This is a genomic window from Streptomyces sp. NPDC059371 (assembly GCF_042751995.1).
GTDB lineage: Bacteria > Actinomycetota > Actinomycetes > Streptomycetales > Streptomycetaceae > Streptomyces.
In genome coordinates, this window is record NZ_JBHYXD010000055.1 from 25943 (window position 1) to 39408 (window position 13466).

13 protein-coding genes and 2 pseudogenes are annotated in these 13466 nt (G+C 70.7%); 10 read left to right on the forward strand and 5 right to left on the reverse strand.

The window, feature by feature from the left end:
- Positions 1 to 143: 143 nt before the first annotated feature.
- Entirely contained in the window at positions 144 to 836 is a 693-nt protein-coding gene (locus ACFXGX_RS26805) for a pyridoxamine 5'-phosphate oxidase family protein (RefSeq protein ID WP_384795730.1), read from the reverse strand.
- Between the two features lie 35 nt (positions 837 to 871).
- Between ACFXGX_RS26805 and ACFXGX_RS26810 the strand changes: the two genes are divergently transcribed.
- Positions 872 to 2203, forward strand: a complete 1332-nt coding sequence (locus tag ACFXGX_RS26810) for an aminotransferase class I/II-fold pyridoxal phosphate-dependent enzyme (RefSeq protein WP_384795732.1) — start codon at positions 872 to 874, stop codon at positions 2201 to 2203.
- Positions 2204 to 2252: 49 nt separating this feature from the next.
- On the opposite strand, the gene ACFXGX_RS26815 is transcribed toward ACFXGX_RS26810, so the two are convergent.
- Positions 2253 to 3188, reverse strand: coding sequence for a DMT family transporter (locus ACFXGX_RS26815; RefSeq protein WP_384795734.1), 936 nt, complete (start codon positions 3186 to 3188; stop codon positions 2253 to 2255).
- Positions 3189 to 3263: 75 nt separating this feature from the next.
- Here ACFXGX_RS26815 and ACFXGX_RS26820 point away from each other — a divergent pair, with 75 nt between their 5' ends.
- Positions 3264 to 4166, forward strand: coding sequence for a LysR family transcriptional regulator (locus ACFXGX_RS26820; protein ID WP_355773759.1), 903 nt, complete (start codon positions 3264 to 3266; stop codon positions 4164 to 4166).
- Positions 4167 to 4221: 55 nt separating this feature from the next.
- Here the strand turns inward: ACFXGX_RS26820 and ACFXGX_RS26825 are convergent, their stop codons facing one another.
- Positions 4222 to 4689, reverse strand: a complete 468-nt coding sequence (locus ACFXGX_RS26825) for a pyridoxamine 5'-phosphate oxidase family protein (RefSeq protein ID WP_384795736.1) — start codon at positions 4687 to 4689, stop codon at positions 4222 to 4224.
- A gap of 134 nt (positions 4690 to 4823) precedes the next feature.
- On the opposite strand from ACFXGX_RS26825, the gene ACFXGX_RS26830 reads away from it, so the two are divergent.
- Positions 4824 to 5462 carry a cysteine hydrolase gene (locus ACFXGX_RS26830; RefSeq protein WP_384795738.1) on the forward strand — a complete coding sequence of 213 codons (639 nt, stop codon included), beginning with the start codon at positions 4824 to 4826 and terminating at the stop codon, positions 5460 to 5462.
- A gap of 73 nt (positions 5463 to 5535) precedes the next feature.
- On the opposite strand, the gene ACFXGX_RS26835 is transcribed toward ACFXGX_RS26830, so the two are convergent.
- Entirely contained in the window at positions 5536 to 5973 is a 438-nt protein-coding gene (locus tag ACFXGX_RS26835; protein WP_384795740.1) for a Rieske (2Fe-2S) protein, read from the reverse strand.
- A 433-nt stretch (positions 5974 to 6406) separates the two neighbouring features.
- On the opposite strand from ACFXGX_RS26835, the pseudogene ACFXGX_RS26840 reads away from it, so the two are divergent.
- The 5 genes and pseudogenes from ACFXGX_RS26840 to ACFXGX_RS26860 form a co-directional block, all read left to right on the forward strand.
- Positions 6407 to 6532: pseudogene (locus tag ACFXGX_RS26840) on the forward strand (S-(hydroxymethyl)mycothiol dehydrogenase); the annotation flags it as partial.
- An 85-nt stretch (positions 6533 to 6617) separates the two neighbouring features.
- A pseudogene (locus tag ACFXGX_RS26845) lies at positions 6618 to 6811 on the forward strand (MBL fold metallo-hydrolase); the annotation flags it as partial.
- A 214-nt stretch (positions 6812 to 7025) separates the two neighbouring features.
- Entirely contained in the window at positions 7026 to 7388 is a 363-nt protein-coding gene (locus tag ACFXGX_RS26850; RefSeq protein ID WP_384795742.1) for a bifunctional 3-phenylpropionate/cinnamic acid dioxygenase ferredoxin subunit, read from the forward strand.
- On the forward strand, positions 7385 to 8587 hold the full coding sequence (locus ACFXGX_RS26855; protein WP_384795744.1) for an NAD(P)/FAD-dependent oxidoreductase: 1203 nt from the start codon (positions 7385 to 7387) through the stop codon (positions 8585 to 8587). The genes ACFXGX_RS26850 and ACFXGX_RS26855 overlap by 4 nt, the downstream gene beginning before the upstream one ends.
- A 129-nt stretch (positions 8588 to 8716) precedes the next feature.
- The gene (locus tag ACFXGX_RS26860) at positions 8717 to 9847 is read left to right on the forward strand and encodes an aromatic ring-hydroxylating dioxygenase subunit alpha (RefSeq protein WP_384795746.1); all 1131 of its coding nucleotides are present in this window, start codon (positions 8717 to 8719) and stop codon (positions 9845 to 9847) included.
- A gap of 9 nt (positions 9848 to 9856) precedes the next feature.
- On the opposite strand, the gene ACFXGX_RS26865 is transcribed toward ACFXGX_RS26860, so the two are convergent.
- Positions 9857 to 10603, reverse strand: a complete 747-nt coding sequence (locus tag ACFXGX_RS26865; RefSeq protein ID WP_384795776.1) for an IclR family transcriptional regulator — start codon at positions 10601 to 10603, stop codon at positions 9857 to 9859.
- Positions 10604 to 10805: 202 nt separating this feature from the next.
- On the opposite strand from ACFXGX_RS26865, the gene betA reads away from it, so the two are divergent.
- Positions 10806 to 12473: a choline dehydrogenase gene (gene betA, locus ACFXGX_RS26870; protein ID WP_384795748.1), complete on the forward strand. Its 1668-nt coding sequence runs from the start codon at positions 10806 to 10808 to the stop codon at positions 12471 to 12473.
- Between the two features lie 3 nt (positions 12474 to 12476).
- The gene (locus ACFXGX_RS26875; protein WP_384795750.1) at positions 12477 to 13313 is read left to right on the forward strand and encodes a 5,10-methylenetetrahydrofolate reductase; all 837 of its coding nucleotides are present in this window, start codon (positions 12477 to 12479) and stop codon (positions 13311 to 13313) included.
- The last annotated feature ends 153 nt before the right edge of the window (positions 13314 to 13466 follow it).

The following is a 13466-nucleotide window of genomic DNA, read 5'->3' on the forward strand; positions in this document are numbered from 1 at the left end:
CCGCAGTGGCGCCCCGCGGGAGGCGGCCGCGCTCGGGCGGCCGGGGACCAGCACCGGGTTCCGGTGAGGGCCGGTGCTGGTCCCCGGCGCAGGCGGGCCAGAGCCTGGTCGTTCGAGACGGGTGTCGTGGCCGGCCCCGGGGTCTACAGGGTCTTCAGGTAGTCGGGCAGTCCGATGCCCGGTGCCAGGGTGTCCGCCGGGACCGGGACGCCGTGGCCCTTGGTCAACGGGACGACGCCGGTCCAGTGGGGGAGGGAGAGGTCCTCGGGGTCGTCGCTCGGGCCGCCGGTGCGCAGCTTGGCGGAGACCTCGTCGAGATCCAGGCTGATCACGGCCGTCGCGGCGAGTTCCTTGGCGTTGGCGGGGCGGGAGTCGGCCGAGCGGCCCGGGACGGCGTGGTCGACCAGCGCGTCCAGCGCCAGCCGCTTCTCCTCGGGGTCCGTCACCTGATGGGCGACGCCGTGCACGACCACGGAGCGGTAGTTGATCGAGTGGTGGAAGGCCGAGCGGGCCAGCACCAGTCCGTCGACATGGCTCACGGTGAGACAGACGGCCAGCCCGGGATCGGTCCCGCCCGTCATGCGCAGGGGGCGCGAACCCGTGGATCCGTGCACGTAGAGCCGCTCGCCGACCCGTGCGTACAGCGTGGGCAGGACGACGGGCGCGCCGTCGCGGACGAATCCGAGATGGCAGATGTATCCCTCGTCGAGTATCGAGTGCACCAGCTCCCGGTCGTACGCGGCGCGTTCCTTGGAGCGGGTGGGGACAGTGCGGTCGGTCGGGGTGTAGGCAGCGGACGCCGTCGTCCTCGGCTGCTGGGTGCTCGTCTCCGACATTGCCATCTCCATTGCACTAGTGCATAATCTCTTTTGTGCTAGGAGAGTATCGGATCGAAGGGCGTCGCGCAGCCGAGATTGCCGCCGACGTCGAGCGGGCGGTCGGGGCGGGGGAGCTGGAGCCCGGCCGGCTCCTGCCGCCCATGCGTGAACTGGCCGAGGACCTCGGGGTCAACCCGAACACGGTCGCGGCGGCCTACCGCACGCTGCGCGAGCGCGGGGTCATCGAGACCGCCGGACGCCGGGGCAGCCGGGTGCGCCCGAAGCCGGCCACCACGGGGCGGGAACACCTGCGTGTCGAGGTGCCCGAGGGCGTGCGGGACCTGGGCGAGGGCAATCCCGATCCGGCCTTGCTGCCGGCGCTCGCCGAGGCCTTCGCGGTGGCGGCCGCGGAGTCGGACCGGCATCCCGTGCAGTACGGGCAGGACCCCGTCGAGCCGGAGCTGGAGCGGCTGGCCCGCGCCGGGCTCGACGCGGACGGCGTTCCCGAGGGGCCCGTCGTCGTCACCTCCGGATCGCTCGACGCGATCGAGCGGGTCCTGATGGCCCACCTCAGGCCCGGCGACACCGTGGCGGTCGAGGACCCCGGCTGGGGCAGCCTGTTCGACCTGCTTCCGGCGCTCGGGCTGCGTACGGCCGGGGTCGGGGTCGACGACGAGGGCCCGCTTCCCGCCGACGTACGGCAGGCGCTGGCGGCCGGGGCGCGGGCCCTGATCGTCACCGACCGGGCGCAGAATCCCACCGGCGCCGCGGTCACCGCCGAGCGCGCGCGTGCCCTGCGCTCCGTGCTCCGCGAGTACCCGGAGACCCTGCTCGTCGAGGACGACCACGGCCATCAGATCGTCGACCTGCCCCTGCATCCCCTTGCGGGAGTCACGCGGAACTGGGCCTTCGTGCGTTCCGTCGCCAAGGCGTACGGGCCCGATCTGCGGCTCGCCGTGCTCACCGGAGACCCCGTCACCGTCGACCGTGTGCACGGGCGGCAGCGGGTCGGCCCCGGCTGGGTGAGCCGGCTGCTCCAGAAGGCCGTGGTCCATCTGTGGACCTCCGGCGCGCTCGACGTGCCGGCCGTGGCGGCGGAGTACGGGGCGCGCCGGGACATGCTCATCGACGCTCTGCGGGAGCGCGGTGTCGAGGCGCGCGGACGCAGCGGGATGAACGTCTGGATCGCCGTCCCTGACGAGACCGGGGCCGTCTCCCGGCTGTTGCAGCGCGGCTGGGCGGTCGCGCCCGGCGCCCGCTTCAGGATGAGCTCGCCGCCCGGTGTCCGGATCACCGTCTCGACGCTTCGGCCCGAGGACGCCGGGCCGCTCGCGGACGCCGTCGCGTCCGCCGTGGGACCGGCCCCCGCGCGCCGTTACGTCTGAGCTGTGCCGCTCGGGTCGCCGAGCCGCGGCTCCGGGCGAGCCGCGAACGTCACCGGCGCGGCTTCGCCTGGGTGAGGAACGCGCCCGCGAGGACGATCACCGCGCCAACCGGTGTCGACCAGGCCAGCGACTCGCCGAGGATCGCGACACCGGCGGCGGTGGCGATGACCGGGATGAAGTACGTGACCATCTGGGCCGTCGTCGGGCCGACCTCGGCGACGATGCCGTACTGGAGGAGCATGGCCAGTCCGGTGCCCAGGGCTCCGAGGGCCGCGATCGCGAGCAGCGGGACCCAGGCGACCTGGCTCGGGAACGTGGTGAACAGCGGTGTGACGAAGGCGAGTTGTGCGGTGGCCAGGAGCAGTTGGGCGCCGGTCATCGACAGATGGGAGTTGCCGGTGCCCGCCAGGGTCCGGCGGACGTATATCCAGCCGACCGGATAGCTCAGCGACGCCAGCAGGGCCATGGCCGTGCCCGTGGCGTCCAGGCCGTGGAAGCCCTGCCAGACACCGAGCACCGTCAGGACGCCCAGGAAGCCGATGCCGAGACCGGCCACTCTGCGCCGGGTCGGCCGGTCCTCGGAGAGGGCGACGAGGGACAGGGCCATGCCCCACAGCGGCGATGTCGCGTTGCAGATGCCGGCGAGAGTCGACGGGATCGTCAGCTCGGAGTAGGCGAAGAGGGAGAACGGCAGCGCGTTCAGCAGGAAGGCCGCGACCGCGAGGTGCCCCCACGTGCGCGCCCCGCGCGGCAGGCGCTCGCGCTTCACCGCCAGGGCCGTCACGAGCACCGCGCTTCCGAACAGCAGTCGGCCGAAGGTGACCTGGAACGGCGCGTAGCCGTCCGTGCCGACCTTGATGAGCAGAAAGCTGAAGCCCCAGATCAGTGACAGGACGCCGAAGCGGATCCGCCAGTCGAGGGCGGCGCGGCGGCGGGGTGCGACGCCGTTCGGAGTGACGGGGCGGGGGGAGGCGACGGTGCTCATGGGAGCAAGAATGCGGCACGACAATCTCGTAGCACAAGCGAGAATACTCAAGCGATATCTCGTAGTATCACTTACATGTTGAATCTGGAGCGACTGCGCACCCTCGACGCCCTCGCCCGGCACGGCTCGGTGAGCGGCGCGGCCGAGGGGCTGCACGTGACCACGTCGGCCGTCTCCCAGCAGATGTCGAAGCTGGAGCGCGAGGTGGGACAGCAACTGCTCGCCAAGAACGGCCGGGGCGTGCGGCTGACGGACGCCGGGCGGCTCCTCGCCGAGCACGCGGCCCGCATCCTGTCCCAGGTCGAGCTCGCGCAGTCCGACCTGGAGGCGCAGCGCGGGCAGGTGGCCGGTGAGCTCAGGCTGTCCGCGTTCCCGACCGCGGCACGCGGACTCTTCCCGGCGGCGCTCGCGGAGCTGCGTGCCGAGCACCCCGGACTGCGGGTGCGCTCCAGCGAGCTGGAGCCGGAGGCCGGGGTCGCGGGAGTGGTGCGCGGGGACCTGGACCTCGCGGTCGTGCTCGACTGGTACAACAAGCCGATGCCCCTGCCCGAGGGACTGGTGAAGGCGTCGATCCTCGACGACCCCGCCGATGTGGCGATGCCGGCCGGCCATCGGCTCGCGGGCCGTGCCGAGGTGGACCTCGGGGACTTCGCCGACGACGAGTGGATCACCTGGGCCGAGGGCGAGTTCTGTCACGAATGGCTGATGTTCACGCTGCGCTCCCAGGGCGTCGAGCCGCGCATCGGTCACCGCGCCGGGGAGACGCACACCCAGCTCGGACTCGTCGCCGCGGGACTCGGCGTGTGCGTGGCCCCGCTCCTCGGGCGGCGTCCGATGCCCGAGGGGGTCGTCACGGTGCCGGTCCGGCAGCGTGTGCGCCGCCATGTGTACGTCGTGTGGCGGGCCGACGCCGACCGCCGGCCCTCGATCAGGGCGGCGGTGGACGCCTTGCGCAGGGCCGGCGCGGCCGTCGAGTAACAGGTGGCGAAGGGCGGTTCGGCTCCGGCCGCATCGACGGAAGGCCCGGCTCCGGCTACATCGGGGGGAGCTTGCGGAAGTCCCAGGAGGCGATCGCGGACGGTGTCAGCCGCATCCACGCGTGCCGGCCGTCGTGCGGCATCTCCTCCAGGCCGAAGTTCTTGCGGGCGAACAGGACCTCGGGGACGTCGAGTTCGGCGCACAGGTCCCCGGTGCGGGGGAACTCGCCGACGAACTCCACCGTGCCGGACAGCTCGACGCCCCGCAGCTCCCCGTACTCCTCGCCGGAGTCGATCACCACCGCGACCCGCGGGTCGTTCCGCAGTTGCACCCAACGCTTGCTGCGCACCACGGAGTACAGCCACAGCGAGGTGCCGTCCCAGGCGAACCACAGGGCGCTCACGTGCGGGACCCCGTCCTTCGACACGGAGGCGACGCGGCAGGTGCGCTGGGTGGTGAGGAACTCGTCCAGTTCACCGGGGGTCATCATGATCTTCCGGCCCCTGCGCTGAGTGACGGTCATACGGTCCCCTCGTGTTCTGTGTATCGGTGTGTATCGAGTTTCTGACGTTCCGTCAGAAAATAATGAGCTGTCTTCCGTCCTCGCGCAACGGTCGGTACGCTCCGCCGTCCCGACCCGCGACGACAAGGAGAGCCATGCCGTCGTTCGAGCACCTCAGTGAACTCCTCGACCCCGTCGGCACGGTACTGCTCACCGTGGAGTGCCAACAGGGCGTCGTGGGCCCCGACAGCGCGCTGCCCGAACTCGCCCAGGAGGCACGGTCGTCCGGAGCGCTCGACCGGATCGCCCGGCTGGTGGCCGCCGCGCACGAGAGCGGGGTGCAGGTGATCCACGCGGTCGCCGAGCGCCGCCCGGACGGCCGCGGCGCCAACCACAACGCCCGGCTGTTCAGGGCGGCCGGGCGACTGCCCGTACGGCAGACGACCGGCACGGCGGCGGTGCGGATCGCGCCGCCCGTCGAGGTCGCCGAGGAGGACCTCGTCGTGCGGCGCCTGCACGGTCTGTCGCCGATCTCGGGCACCGACGTCGACCCGCTGCTGCGCAACCTGGGCTGCCGCACCCTCGTCGTGACGGGCGTCTCGGCCAACATCGCCGTTCCCAACGCCGTGTTCGACGCCGTGAACCGCGGCTACACCGTCGTCGTTCCCGCCGACGCCGTCGCGGGGGTGCCCTCCGAGTACACCCCCGCGATGGTCCGGAACACGCTCGCGCTGGTCGCCACCATCACGACCACCGAGGACGTGCTCGCCTGCTTCGCACGCAAGCGGCCCTGACGTAGGCGTCGCGAGGAGACCGGCCATCGCGAGGAGACCGGCGTCACGACGGGGTGACGACCGGTGCCGGCGGTCAGGCGAGCTTGATGGCGTCCCCTTCGACGGTGATGTTCGCGGCGGCGAGCCCGGTCGTCGCGGGCCCTTTCTTCACACTGCCGTCGGTGGCGGAGAACTGGCTGTTGTGACAGGGGCAGGTGATGACGTTGTTCGCGATGCCCTTGACCGCACAGCCCTGGTGGGTGCACTTCGAGGAGAAGGCCTTGAAGGTGCCCGCCGTCGGCTGGGTCACCACGACCCCCTGGTCGGCGAAGACCTTGCCGCCGCCCTCCGGGATCTCGCTCGTCTTCGCGAGCTCCGTGCCGGCCGCGCCGTTGCCCGAGCCCACGCTGTCCGAGGCCTTGTCGTCCGCCCCGCACGCGGTCAGCGCGACGGCGAGCCCAGCCGCGCCGACCGCCGCCACGACGGTGCGCCGGGCCGGTGCCTGTGCGGAGTGAAGCGATTCGCTGGTCATGCTGGCTTTCCCTTCAGCGGACATGATCTGCATCTGTCGAGAGGTACGGTCCACCAGCACGCGCTGTTCAGGCAATGGCGACTTCTTGACCTGATCCACAGCATGCCGACAGCCGCGTGTGCGGCGGCACCGTCCGTCCGGCGCCGGACACCGGGCACCGCTTCCGCCGCCGTCACCGGGTCGCGTCCCCCGGGCGGGACCACCCCAGTAACCTCGCGTCGCGGGCGGTGGCGACGGCGGAAGCCGGGCCATCCGTGTGGTCGCGGTGGGCACGTTGTGTGACCGCAGGCAGGGCAGAGGCGTGCCTGCGGATTCGCCCCGATCCGCTCATCATCCGCGGGCGGAAGGGCGAGGAGACCATCGAAACGGCCGTCATAGCCGGCCGTGAGCAGTGCGACGGCGACCTCGAACTCCGCGTCGGACCCTGCTCGTCGACGTCTATCGGCAGGGCCGGCTGGACTTGGACGCGTTCGTCACGGAGACCATCGCGCTGGACGAGGTCGAGAAGGCGTTCGAGCGGATGCGCGGCGGCGACGTGCTGCGCTCGGTGGTGGTCCTCTGGCAGCCGCCCGTGTCGAACACCTCGTCACCTCGGGAACGTTCTCCCTGGACGGCGGCACCTGGGACGTCGACAACAACGCGGTGGCGACGCCCTGTTCGCCGGTGGACCGGGGGCGACGGGACGGTCGTGCAGCCACTTCCCGACCGTCATCGAGTCGATCCGGCACCGGTTGTCGACGCTGCCGGGCGACACCGTCGTGCACACGGGGCACGGGGGACGAGCACCGTCGCCGCCGAGGCCCCGCGTCTCCAGGAGTGGATCGGCCGCGGTTTCTGACGCCCGCTCGCGTCCCTCACGCGCCCGCCCTCGGCTCGCGTCCGTTGCGAGCCGATACGGCGAGCCTTTGTTGTTCTATATGAGTTGCGTTCCTCCCTGCGCAACGCGATAAACGGCTCGGAGTGCCCGCTGGATGCCTTGACAAGGGTTCTGGGCGACCTCAAACTGACGTTGCGCTTATCGCAATCCGTTTCGCTATACGCACCGAGGTGTCATGATGATTCCCGCGTGCCGTCTCGCGGATCTCCCGCGAGGAGAGGCCCACCGGCTCGACACAGATCCGCCGGTCTCGGTGTTCCACACCGACGACGGCGAACTCTTCGCCATCGACGACACGTGCACTCATCAGGACGCCTCGCTCGCCGACGGCTGGTTGGAGGGCTGCGAGGTGGAATGCCCGCTGCATGCTTCGAAGTTCGACCTGAGGACCGGCGCGGTCGACTCTCCACCGGCCAAGCTCCCGGTCCGGACGCACGAGGTCGTCGTCGAGGACGGCGTGGTCCACGTCCGGGTGTCCGCGGATGTCCCCAACCTGCCGCCCTGCGTCGCATCCCGGCTCGCCGGGGGTTCCGCGTGAGGGCTGTCGCCGTGGTCGGCGCCTCGCTGGCCGGTCTGTCGGCGGCGCGCTCGCTGCGCAAGCAGGGCTATGACGGGCGGCTGGTCGTCATCGGTGACGAACTCCACCGCCCGTACGACAGGCCCCCGTTGTCCAAGGAGTTCCTGGTCGGCACCCTCGGCGAGGCGGATCTCTCGTTGGAGACCGACGATGAGGACCTGAGGGCGGAGTGGCTGCTCGGCGCTCGTGCCACCGGACTCGACCGCACCGGGCGCGCCGTCCGGCTCGCCGATGGGCGGGAGGTCCGCGCCGACGGCATCGTCATCGCGACCGGCGCGGTGGCGCGTACTCTGCCGGGATCCCAGAGCCTGGCGGGAGTGCACACGCTGCGCACCCTGGACGACGCCCGCGCCCTGCGGGACGAACTGGCCAGGGGCGGACGGCTGGTGGTGATCGGTGGCGGCTTCATCGGCGCCGAGGTCGCCTCCACCGCACACGCCCTCGGGCTGGACGTGACGGTCGTCGAGGCGGCCCCGACGCCGCTGGCCGGACCGCTCGGCGCGAGAATGGGCGGCATCGTCTCGACCCTCCATGTGGACCACGGTGTAAGGCTGTTGTGCGGCGTGGGGGTCAAGGGGCTGCGCGGGGACGAGCGAGGCGAGATGGGGGTCTCCCCGGACGGAGTCCGGGGGAGGGTGGACGCCGTCCTGCTCGAGGACGGCCGCAGCATCCCCGCCGACATCGTCGTCGTCGGTGTGGGCGCACGCCCGTGCGTCAAGTGGCTGGAAGGATCCGGCGTCGAACTCGACAACGGCGTCAAGTGCGGCGCCGACGGCCGCACCGGCCTGGCCGGCGTGGTCGCGGTCGGCGACTGCGCCAACTGGTACGACCCCCGCGCGGGCGCCCACCGCCGCGTCGAGCACTGGACCGGCGCGCGCGAGCGTCCCGACGCCGCGATCGCCACACTGCTGGCGGGCGGTGCGGTGGAGCCCGGTGTGCCCCGGCCGCCGTACTTCTGGTCCGACCAGTACGGCGTGAAGATCCAGTTCGCCGGTCACGCGGCGGCCGCCGACAGCGTGATCATCGAGGCGGGCGCCGCGGACGACCGCGACGTCCTGGCCGTGTACCGGCGCGCCGGAGTTCCGGTCGCCGTGCTCGGGATGAACCAGCCTCGGCTGTTCACCCGCTGGCGCAAGCAGCTCGCCGCCGCGAGCTCTTGACGCGGCTCCTGAGCCATCTCATGCTGCGGTCGCACGTGGCACGCAGCGTTGCTCCATGCACAACGCCGTCCGGAGTCGTCCTTCCCGGCGCGTGAATGGCCCCTCCACGACGTTCCCGAGGAGTGCACCGTGACCTCGACCAGCCTGCCGGACAGTCTGATCGCCACCCTCCCCGGCTCTTCCTACACGGATCCGGGGATCTTCACCCAGGAGCAGGAGCACATCTTCGAAACGATGTGGTTCTGCGCCGTACGTTGCTCGGACCTGGCCGTGCCCGGTGCCTTCCGGACCGTGGAGGTGGGCCGCGAGAGCATCCTGATCACCCGTGCGCGGGACAACTCCGTACGCGCCTTCTTCAACGTCTGCCGGCACCGCGGTGCCAAGCTCTGCACCGAGGAGGCCGGCGAGGTCAGGCGTGCCTTCCAGTGTCCGTACCACGCCTGGACGTACGACCTGAACGGCAGGCTCGTCGCGGCGCCCAACCTCACGAAGATGCCCGACGTCGGCCGCACCGAGTTCGGCCTGGTGAGCGTGACCACCCGCGAATGGCTCGGCTACGTCTGGGTCTGCCTGGCGGAGAACCCGCCCTCCTTCGAGGACGACGTCATCGGCGAGGTCGTCGGCCGGCTCGGCGACGTGGAGTCGATCGAGCACTACGACATCGACAGCCTCTCGGTCGGCAGGCGGATCGTCTACGACGTCAGGGCGAACTGGAAGCTCATCGTCGAGAACTTCATGGAGTGCTACCACTGCGCCACGATCCACCCCGAACTCACCGAGGTGCTCCCCGAGTTCGCCGACGGCTACGCGGCCCAGTACTACGTCGGTCACGGTGCCGAGTTCGGTGAGGAGGTCCAGGGCTTCACCGTCGACGGCTCCGAGGGCCTGGACCGCATCCCCGGGGTGGCGGAGGACCAGGACCGTCGCTACTACGCGATCACCGTCAAACCGCAGGTCTTCATCAACCTCGTCCCCGACCACGTGATCTTCCACCGGATGTACCCGGTGGCCGTCGACCGCACGATCGTCGAGTGTGACTGGCTGTATCTTCCGCACGTCGTCGAGAGCGGCAAGGACGTCAGCCGGTCCGTGGAACTCTTCGACCGGGTCAACCGCCAGGATTTCGACGCGTGCGAGCGCACGCAGCCCGGGATGAGCTCGCGGATGTACGCCAAGGGCGGGGTGCTGGTGCCCAGCGAACACCACATCGGCGTCTTCCACGACTGGGTGAGCGAGCGCCTCGGTGCTCCCCGGCCGTAGTCGGGCGGGTCAGCCCAGGTAACCCATCCGATGGCTGATCTCCTCCGCGCCCTTGACCAGCACCGGAGCGAGTTCGTGCAGGCGCTCCTCGGTGAACCGGTACGCGGGTCCGGAGGCGCTGAGTGCCGCGATGACCTCGCCGTCCCGGTCGCGCACCGGCGCGGCCATGGCGTGGAGCCCGATCTCCAGCTCCTCCAGGGTCCAGGCGTAGCCGCGCTCACGGGCCTCGGCGAGGTTCTTCTCCAGCTTCACCTTCGAGGTCAGGGTGTGCGGGGTCACCTTCTTCAGGCCGGCCTCGGACATCAGCGCGGTGCGCTCCTTGGCGGGCAGATGCGCCATCAGGATCTTGCCGCTGGAGGTGGCGTGCAGCGGGGTGAGCTGGCCGACCCAGTTGTGCGCGGTGACGGCCCCCGGGCCGCGCACCTGGTAGAGGTTGATCGCGTACTGCTCCTGCATCACGGCGATGTTGACGGTCTCGCCGATTTCCTCTGCGAGGCGCTCACACACCTGGCGGCCCTGCTGGGTGATGTCGATGCGTCCCGTGACCGCGCCGGCCAGGCGCACGATGCCGAAGCCGAGGCGGTACTTGCCGCGCTCGCCCGCCTGCTCCACCAGACCGCGCGCCTCCAGGGCGCCGAGCAGTCGGAACGCGGTCGACTTGTGAACATCGATCTCGGCGGCCACCTCGCTGACGCCGGCTTCGCCACGCTGAGCCAGGATCTCCAGCACGCTGATGGCGCGGTCGACGGACTGCACCCCGCCGGGCTGCGGACCTGTCGTTTCAATATCTGGACTGTAGTTGCTCACAGCGAAACTATACGCGCAGTAAACAACGCCGGCGCAAGCAACAGCGCGGAAACGCAGGCCTTGCAAGTTGCGTTGCTCGCAACCTGGTGCGTATAGCGATACTCGTACTAGCATGCCTCGCGTATCTATGGCGCGAGCGAGACGAGGCAATATGGCTCCCGTGCAATACGACTTCGTCATCGTCGGCGGTGGATCAGCCGGCAGCGCACTGGCGAACCGGCTCTCCGCCGAGCCCGGCAACCAGGTGCTGGTCCTGGAGGCGGGCCGGCCGGACTACCCGTGGGACGTCTTCATCCACATGCCCGCGGCGCTGACCTATCCGATCGGCAGCCGGTTCTACGACTGGCAGTACGCGTCGGAACCCGAGCCGCACATGGGCGACCGGCGCATCTATCACGCGCGCGGCAAGGTGCTGGGCGGTTCCAGCAGCATCAACGGCATGATCTTCCAGCGCGGCAACCCCATGGACTACGAGCGCTGGGCGGCCGGCGCCGGCATGGAGTCCTGGGACTACGCGCACTGTCTCCCGTACTTCAAGCGGATGGAGAACTGTCTCGCGGCCGACCCCGACGACGAGTTCCGCGGCCACGACGGCCCGCTCGTCCTCGAACGCGGTCCCGCCTCCAACCCGCTGTTCACCGCCTTCCTCAAGGCCGTCCAGGAGGCGGGTCACCCCCGCACCGACGACGTCAACGGCTATCGGCAGGAGGGCTTCGCCCCCTTCGACCGCAACGTCAGCCGAGGCCGCCGGCTGTCGGCCTCGAAGGCGTACCTCAAGCCCGTCAGGAAGCGGCCCAACCTCACCATCACCACTCGCGCCCTGGTCACCCGAGTCCTCTTCGAGGGCAGGAAGGCCGTCGGCGTCGAGTACCGGCGCCGCGGCAAGGTCCAGCAGGTGCGCGCACGCGAGGTCATCCTCTGCGGCGGCGCGATCAACTCCCCGCAGCTGCTCCAGCTCTCCGGAGTCGGCAACGCCGAGGAACTGAGCGCGCTCGGCATCGACGTCGTCCACGACCTTCCGGGCGTCGGCGAGAACATGCAGGACCACCTGGAGGTGTACATCCAGTACGCCTGCAAGCAGCCCGTCTCCGTGCAGCCGTACATGGCGAAGTGGCGCGCGCCCTTCATCGGCCTGCAATGGCTCTTCCGCAAGGGCCCCGCCTCGACCAACCACTTCGAGGCCGGCGGGTTCGCCCGCAGCAACGAGGACGTGGACTACCCCAATCTGATGTTCCACTTCCTGCCGATCGCGGTCCGCTACGACGGCTCCTCGCCGGCCGGCGGCCATGGCTACCAAGTGCACGTGGGGCCCATGTACTCCGACGCCATCGGCTCGGTGAAGATCAAGAGCAAGGACCCGCGGGAACACCCGGCGCTGCGCTTCAACTACCTGTCCACCGAGCAGGACCGCCGCGAGTGGGTCGAGTCGGTCCGGGTCGCCCGCGAGCTCCTCAACCAGCCCGCCATGGCCCCGTACAACGACGGTGAGATCTCACCGGGCCCGTCCGTGGCGAGCGAGGAGGAGATCCTCGCCTGGGTCGCCGAGGAGGGCGAGACCGCCCTGCACCCTTCCTGCACCTGCAAGATGGGCACCGACGAGATGTCCGTCGTCGACCCCACCAGCATGCGCGTGCACGGCGTGGAGGGGCTGCGCGTCGTCGACGCGTCGGTCATGCCCTACGTCACCAACGGCAACATCTACGCGCCGGTGATGATGATCGCGGAGAAGGCGGCCGACCTCATCCTCGGCAAGGAGCCGCTGCCCGCCTCCAAAGCCGCGTACTACCGGCACCGCGGCGCTCAGAAGCAGGCCGGGTGACCCTTGGACGGCGAACACTTCAGGGCGCTGGTGTCGAGCGTCCGCTACGAGGTGCTGCCCGCGAGGGCGACCGAGGACAAGGTCCTCGCCCATGTCCCGCGCGACGTCGTCGTCACCGTGACGGCGTCTCCGGTCAAAGGCCTTGAGCCGACGCTCGACCTCGTCGGCCGGCTGGCGGCGCACGGTCACCGCGCCGTTCCGCACGTGCCCGCGCGGCTGCTGCGGGACGACGCGCATCTGAAGGATGTCGTCGACCGGCTCCGGGAGACGGGTGTCGACGACGTCTTCGTCCCGGCCGGCGACGCCGATCCGCCGGCCGGGGCCTACGACGGGGCCCTCCCGGTGCTGCGCAGGCTGAGTGAGCTGGGCAGCCCGTTCACGCGCGTCGGCATCACCGGCTATCCCGAGAGCCATCCGCTCATCCACGACGACCTCACCATCCAGGCCATGTGGGACAAGCGTGCGCACGCCACGTACATCGTGAGCAACCTCTGCTTCGATCCGCGCGTGCTGGGTGACTGGGTCGGCCGCATACGGCGCCGGGACGTCACCCTGCCCGTCCATGTGGGTGTGGCGGGGCCCGTACAGCGGGCGAAGCTGCTGGCCATGGCGACGAAGATCGGGGTGGGGGAGTCGACGCGCTTCCTCACCCGGCACGCCTCGTGGTTCCTGCGGTTCGCGACCCCCGGCGGCTACTCGCCCGACCGGCTGCTCGCCCGCACCGCCGAGGCGCTCACCGCGCCCTCGGCCGGGGTGGCGGGCCTGCACGTGTTCACGTTCAACCAGATCGCCGAGGCCGAACGGTGGCGCCGCGCCCTGCTGGACCGGTTGAGCGACTGAACCGATCGCCGGAGCGGGTCACCTCGTCCAGGAGGGCGTCCGCGTTCGTATACGAAGGGGGGGGGGGCGGGAAACCGCCCCCCCCCCCGGTGGCCGCGGGGGCCACCGCATAACGCCCGCGCGGGGGCCGGGCCCCAAAAGCCGGGGCGCGGG

Bases quoted from the DNA above. Each gene is read 5' to 3' on its own strand.
- ACFXGX_RS26850 (WP_384795742.1), top strand. From the start codon at position 7,026: ATGATGATTCCCGCGTGCCGTCTCGCGGATCTCCCGCGAGGAGAGGCC.
- betA (WP_384795748.1), top strand. From the start codon at position 10,806: ATGGCTCCCGTGCAATACGACTTCGTCATCGTCGGCGGTGGATCAGCC.
- ACFXGX_RS26830 (WP_384795738.1), top strand. From the start codon at position 4,824: ATGCCGTCGTTCGAGCACCTCAGTGAACTCCTCGACCCCGTCGGCACG.
- ACFXGX_RS26825 (WP_384795736.1), bottom strand. From the start codon at position 4,689: ATGACCGTCACTCAGCGCAGGGGCCGGAAGATCATGATGACCCCCGGT.
- ACFXGX_RS26805 (WP_384795730.1), bottom strand. From the start codon at position 836: ATGTCGGAGACGAGCACCCAGCAGCCGAGGACGACGGCGTCCGCTGCC.
- ACFXGX_RS26835 (WP_384795740.1), bottom strand. From the start codon at position 5,973: ATGACCAGCGAATCGCTTCACTCCGCACAGGCACCGGCCCGGCGCACC.
- ACFXGX_RS26820 (WP_355773759.1), top strand. From the start codon at position 3,264: ATGTTGAATCTGGAGCGACTGCGCACCCTCGACGCCCTCGCCCGGCAC.
- ACFXGX_RS26815 (WP_384795734.1), bottom strand. From the start codon at position 3,188: ATGAGCACCGTCGCCTCCCCCCGCCCCGTCACTCCGAACGGCGTCGCA.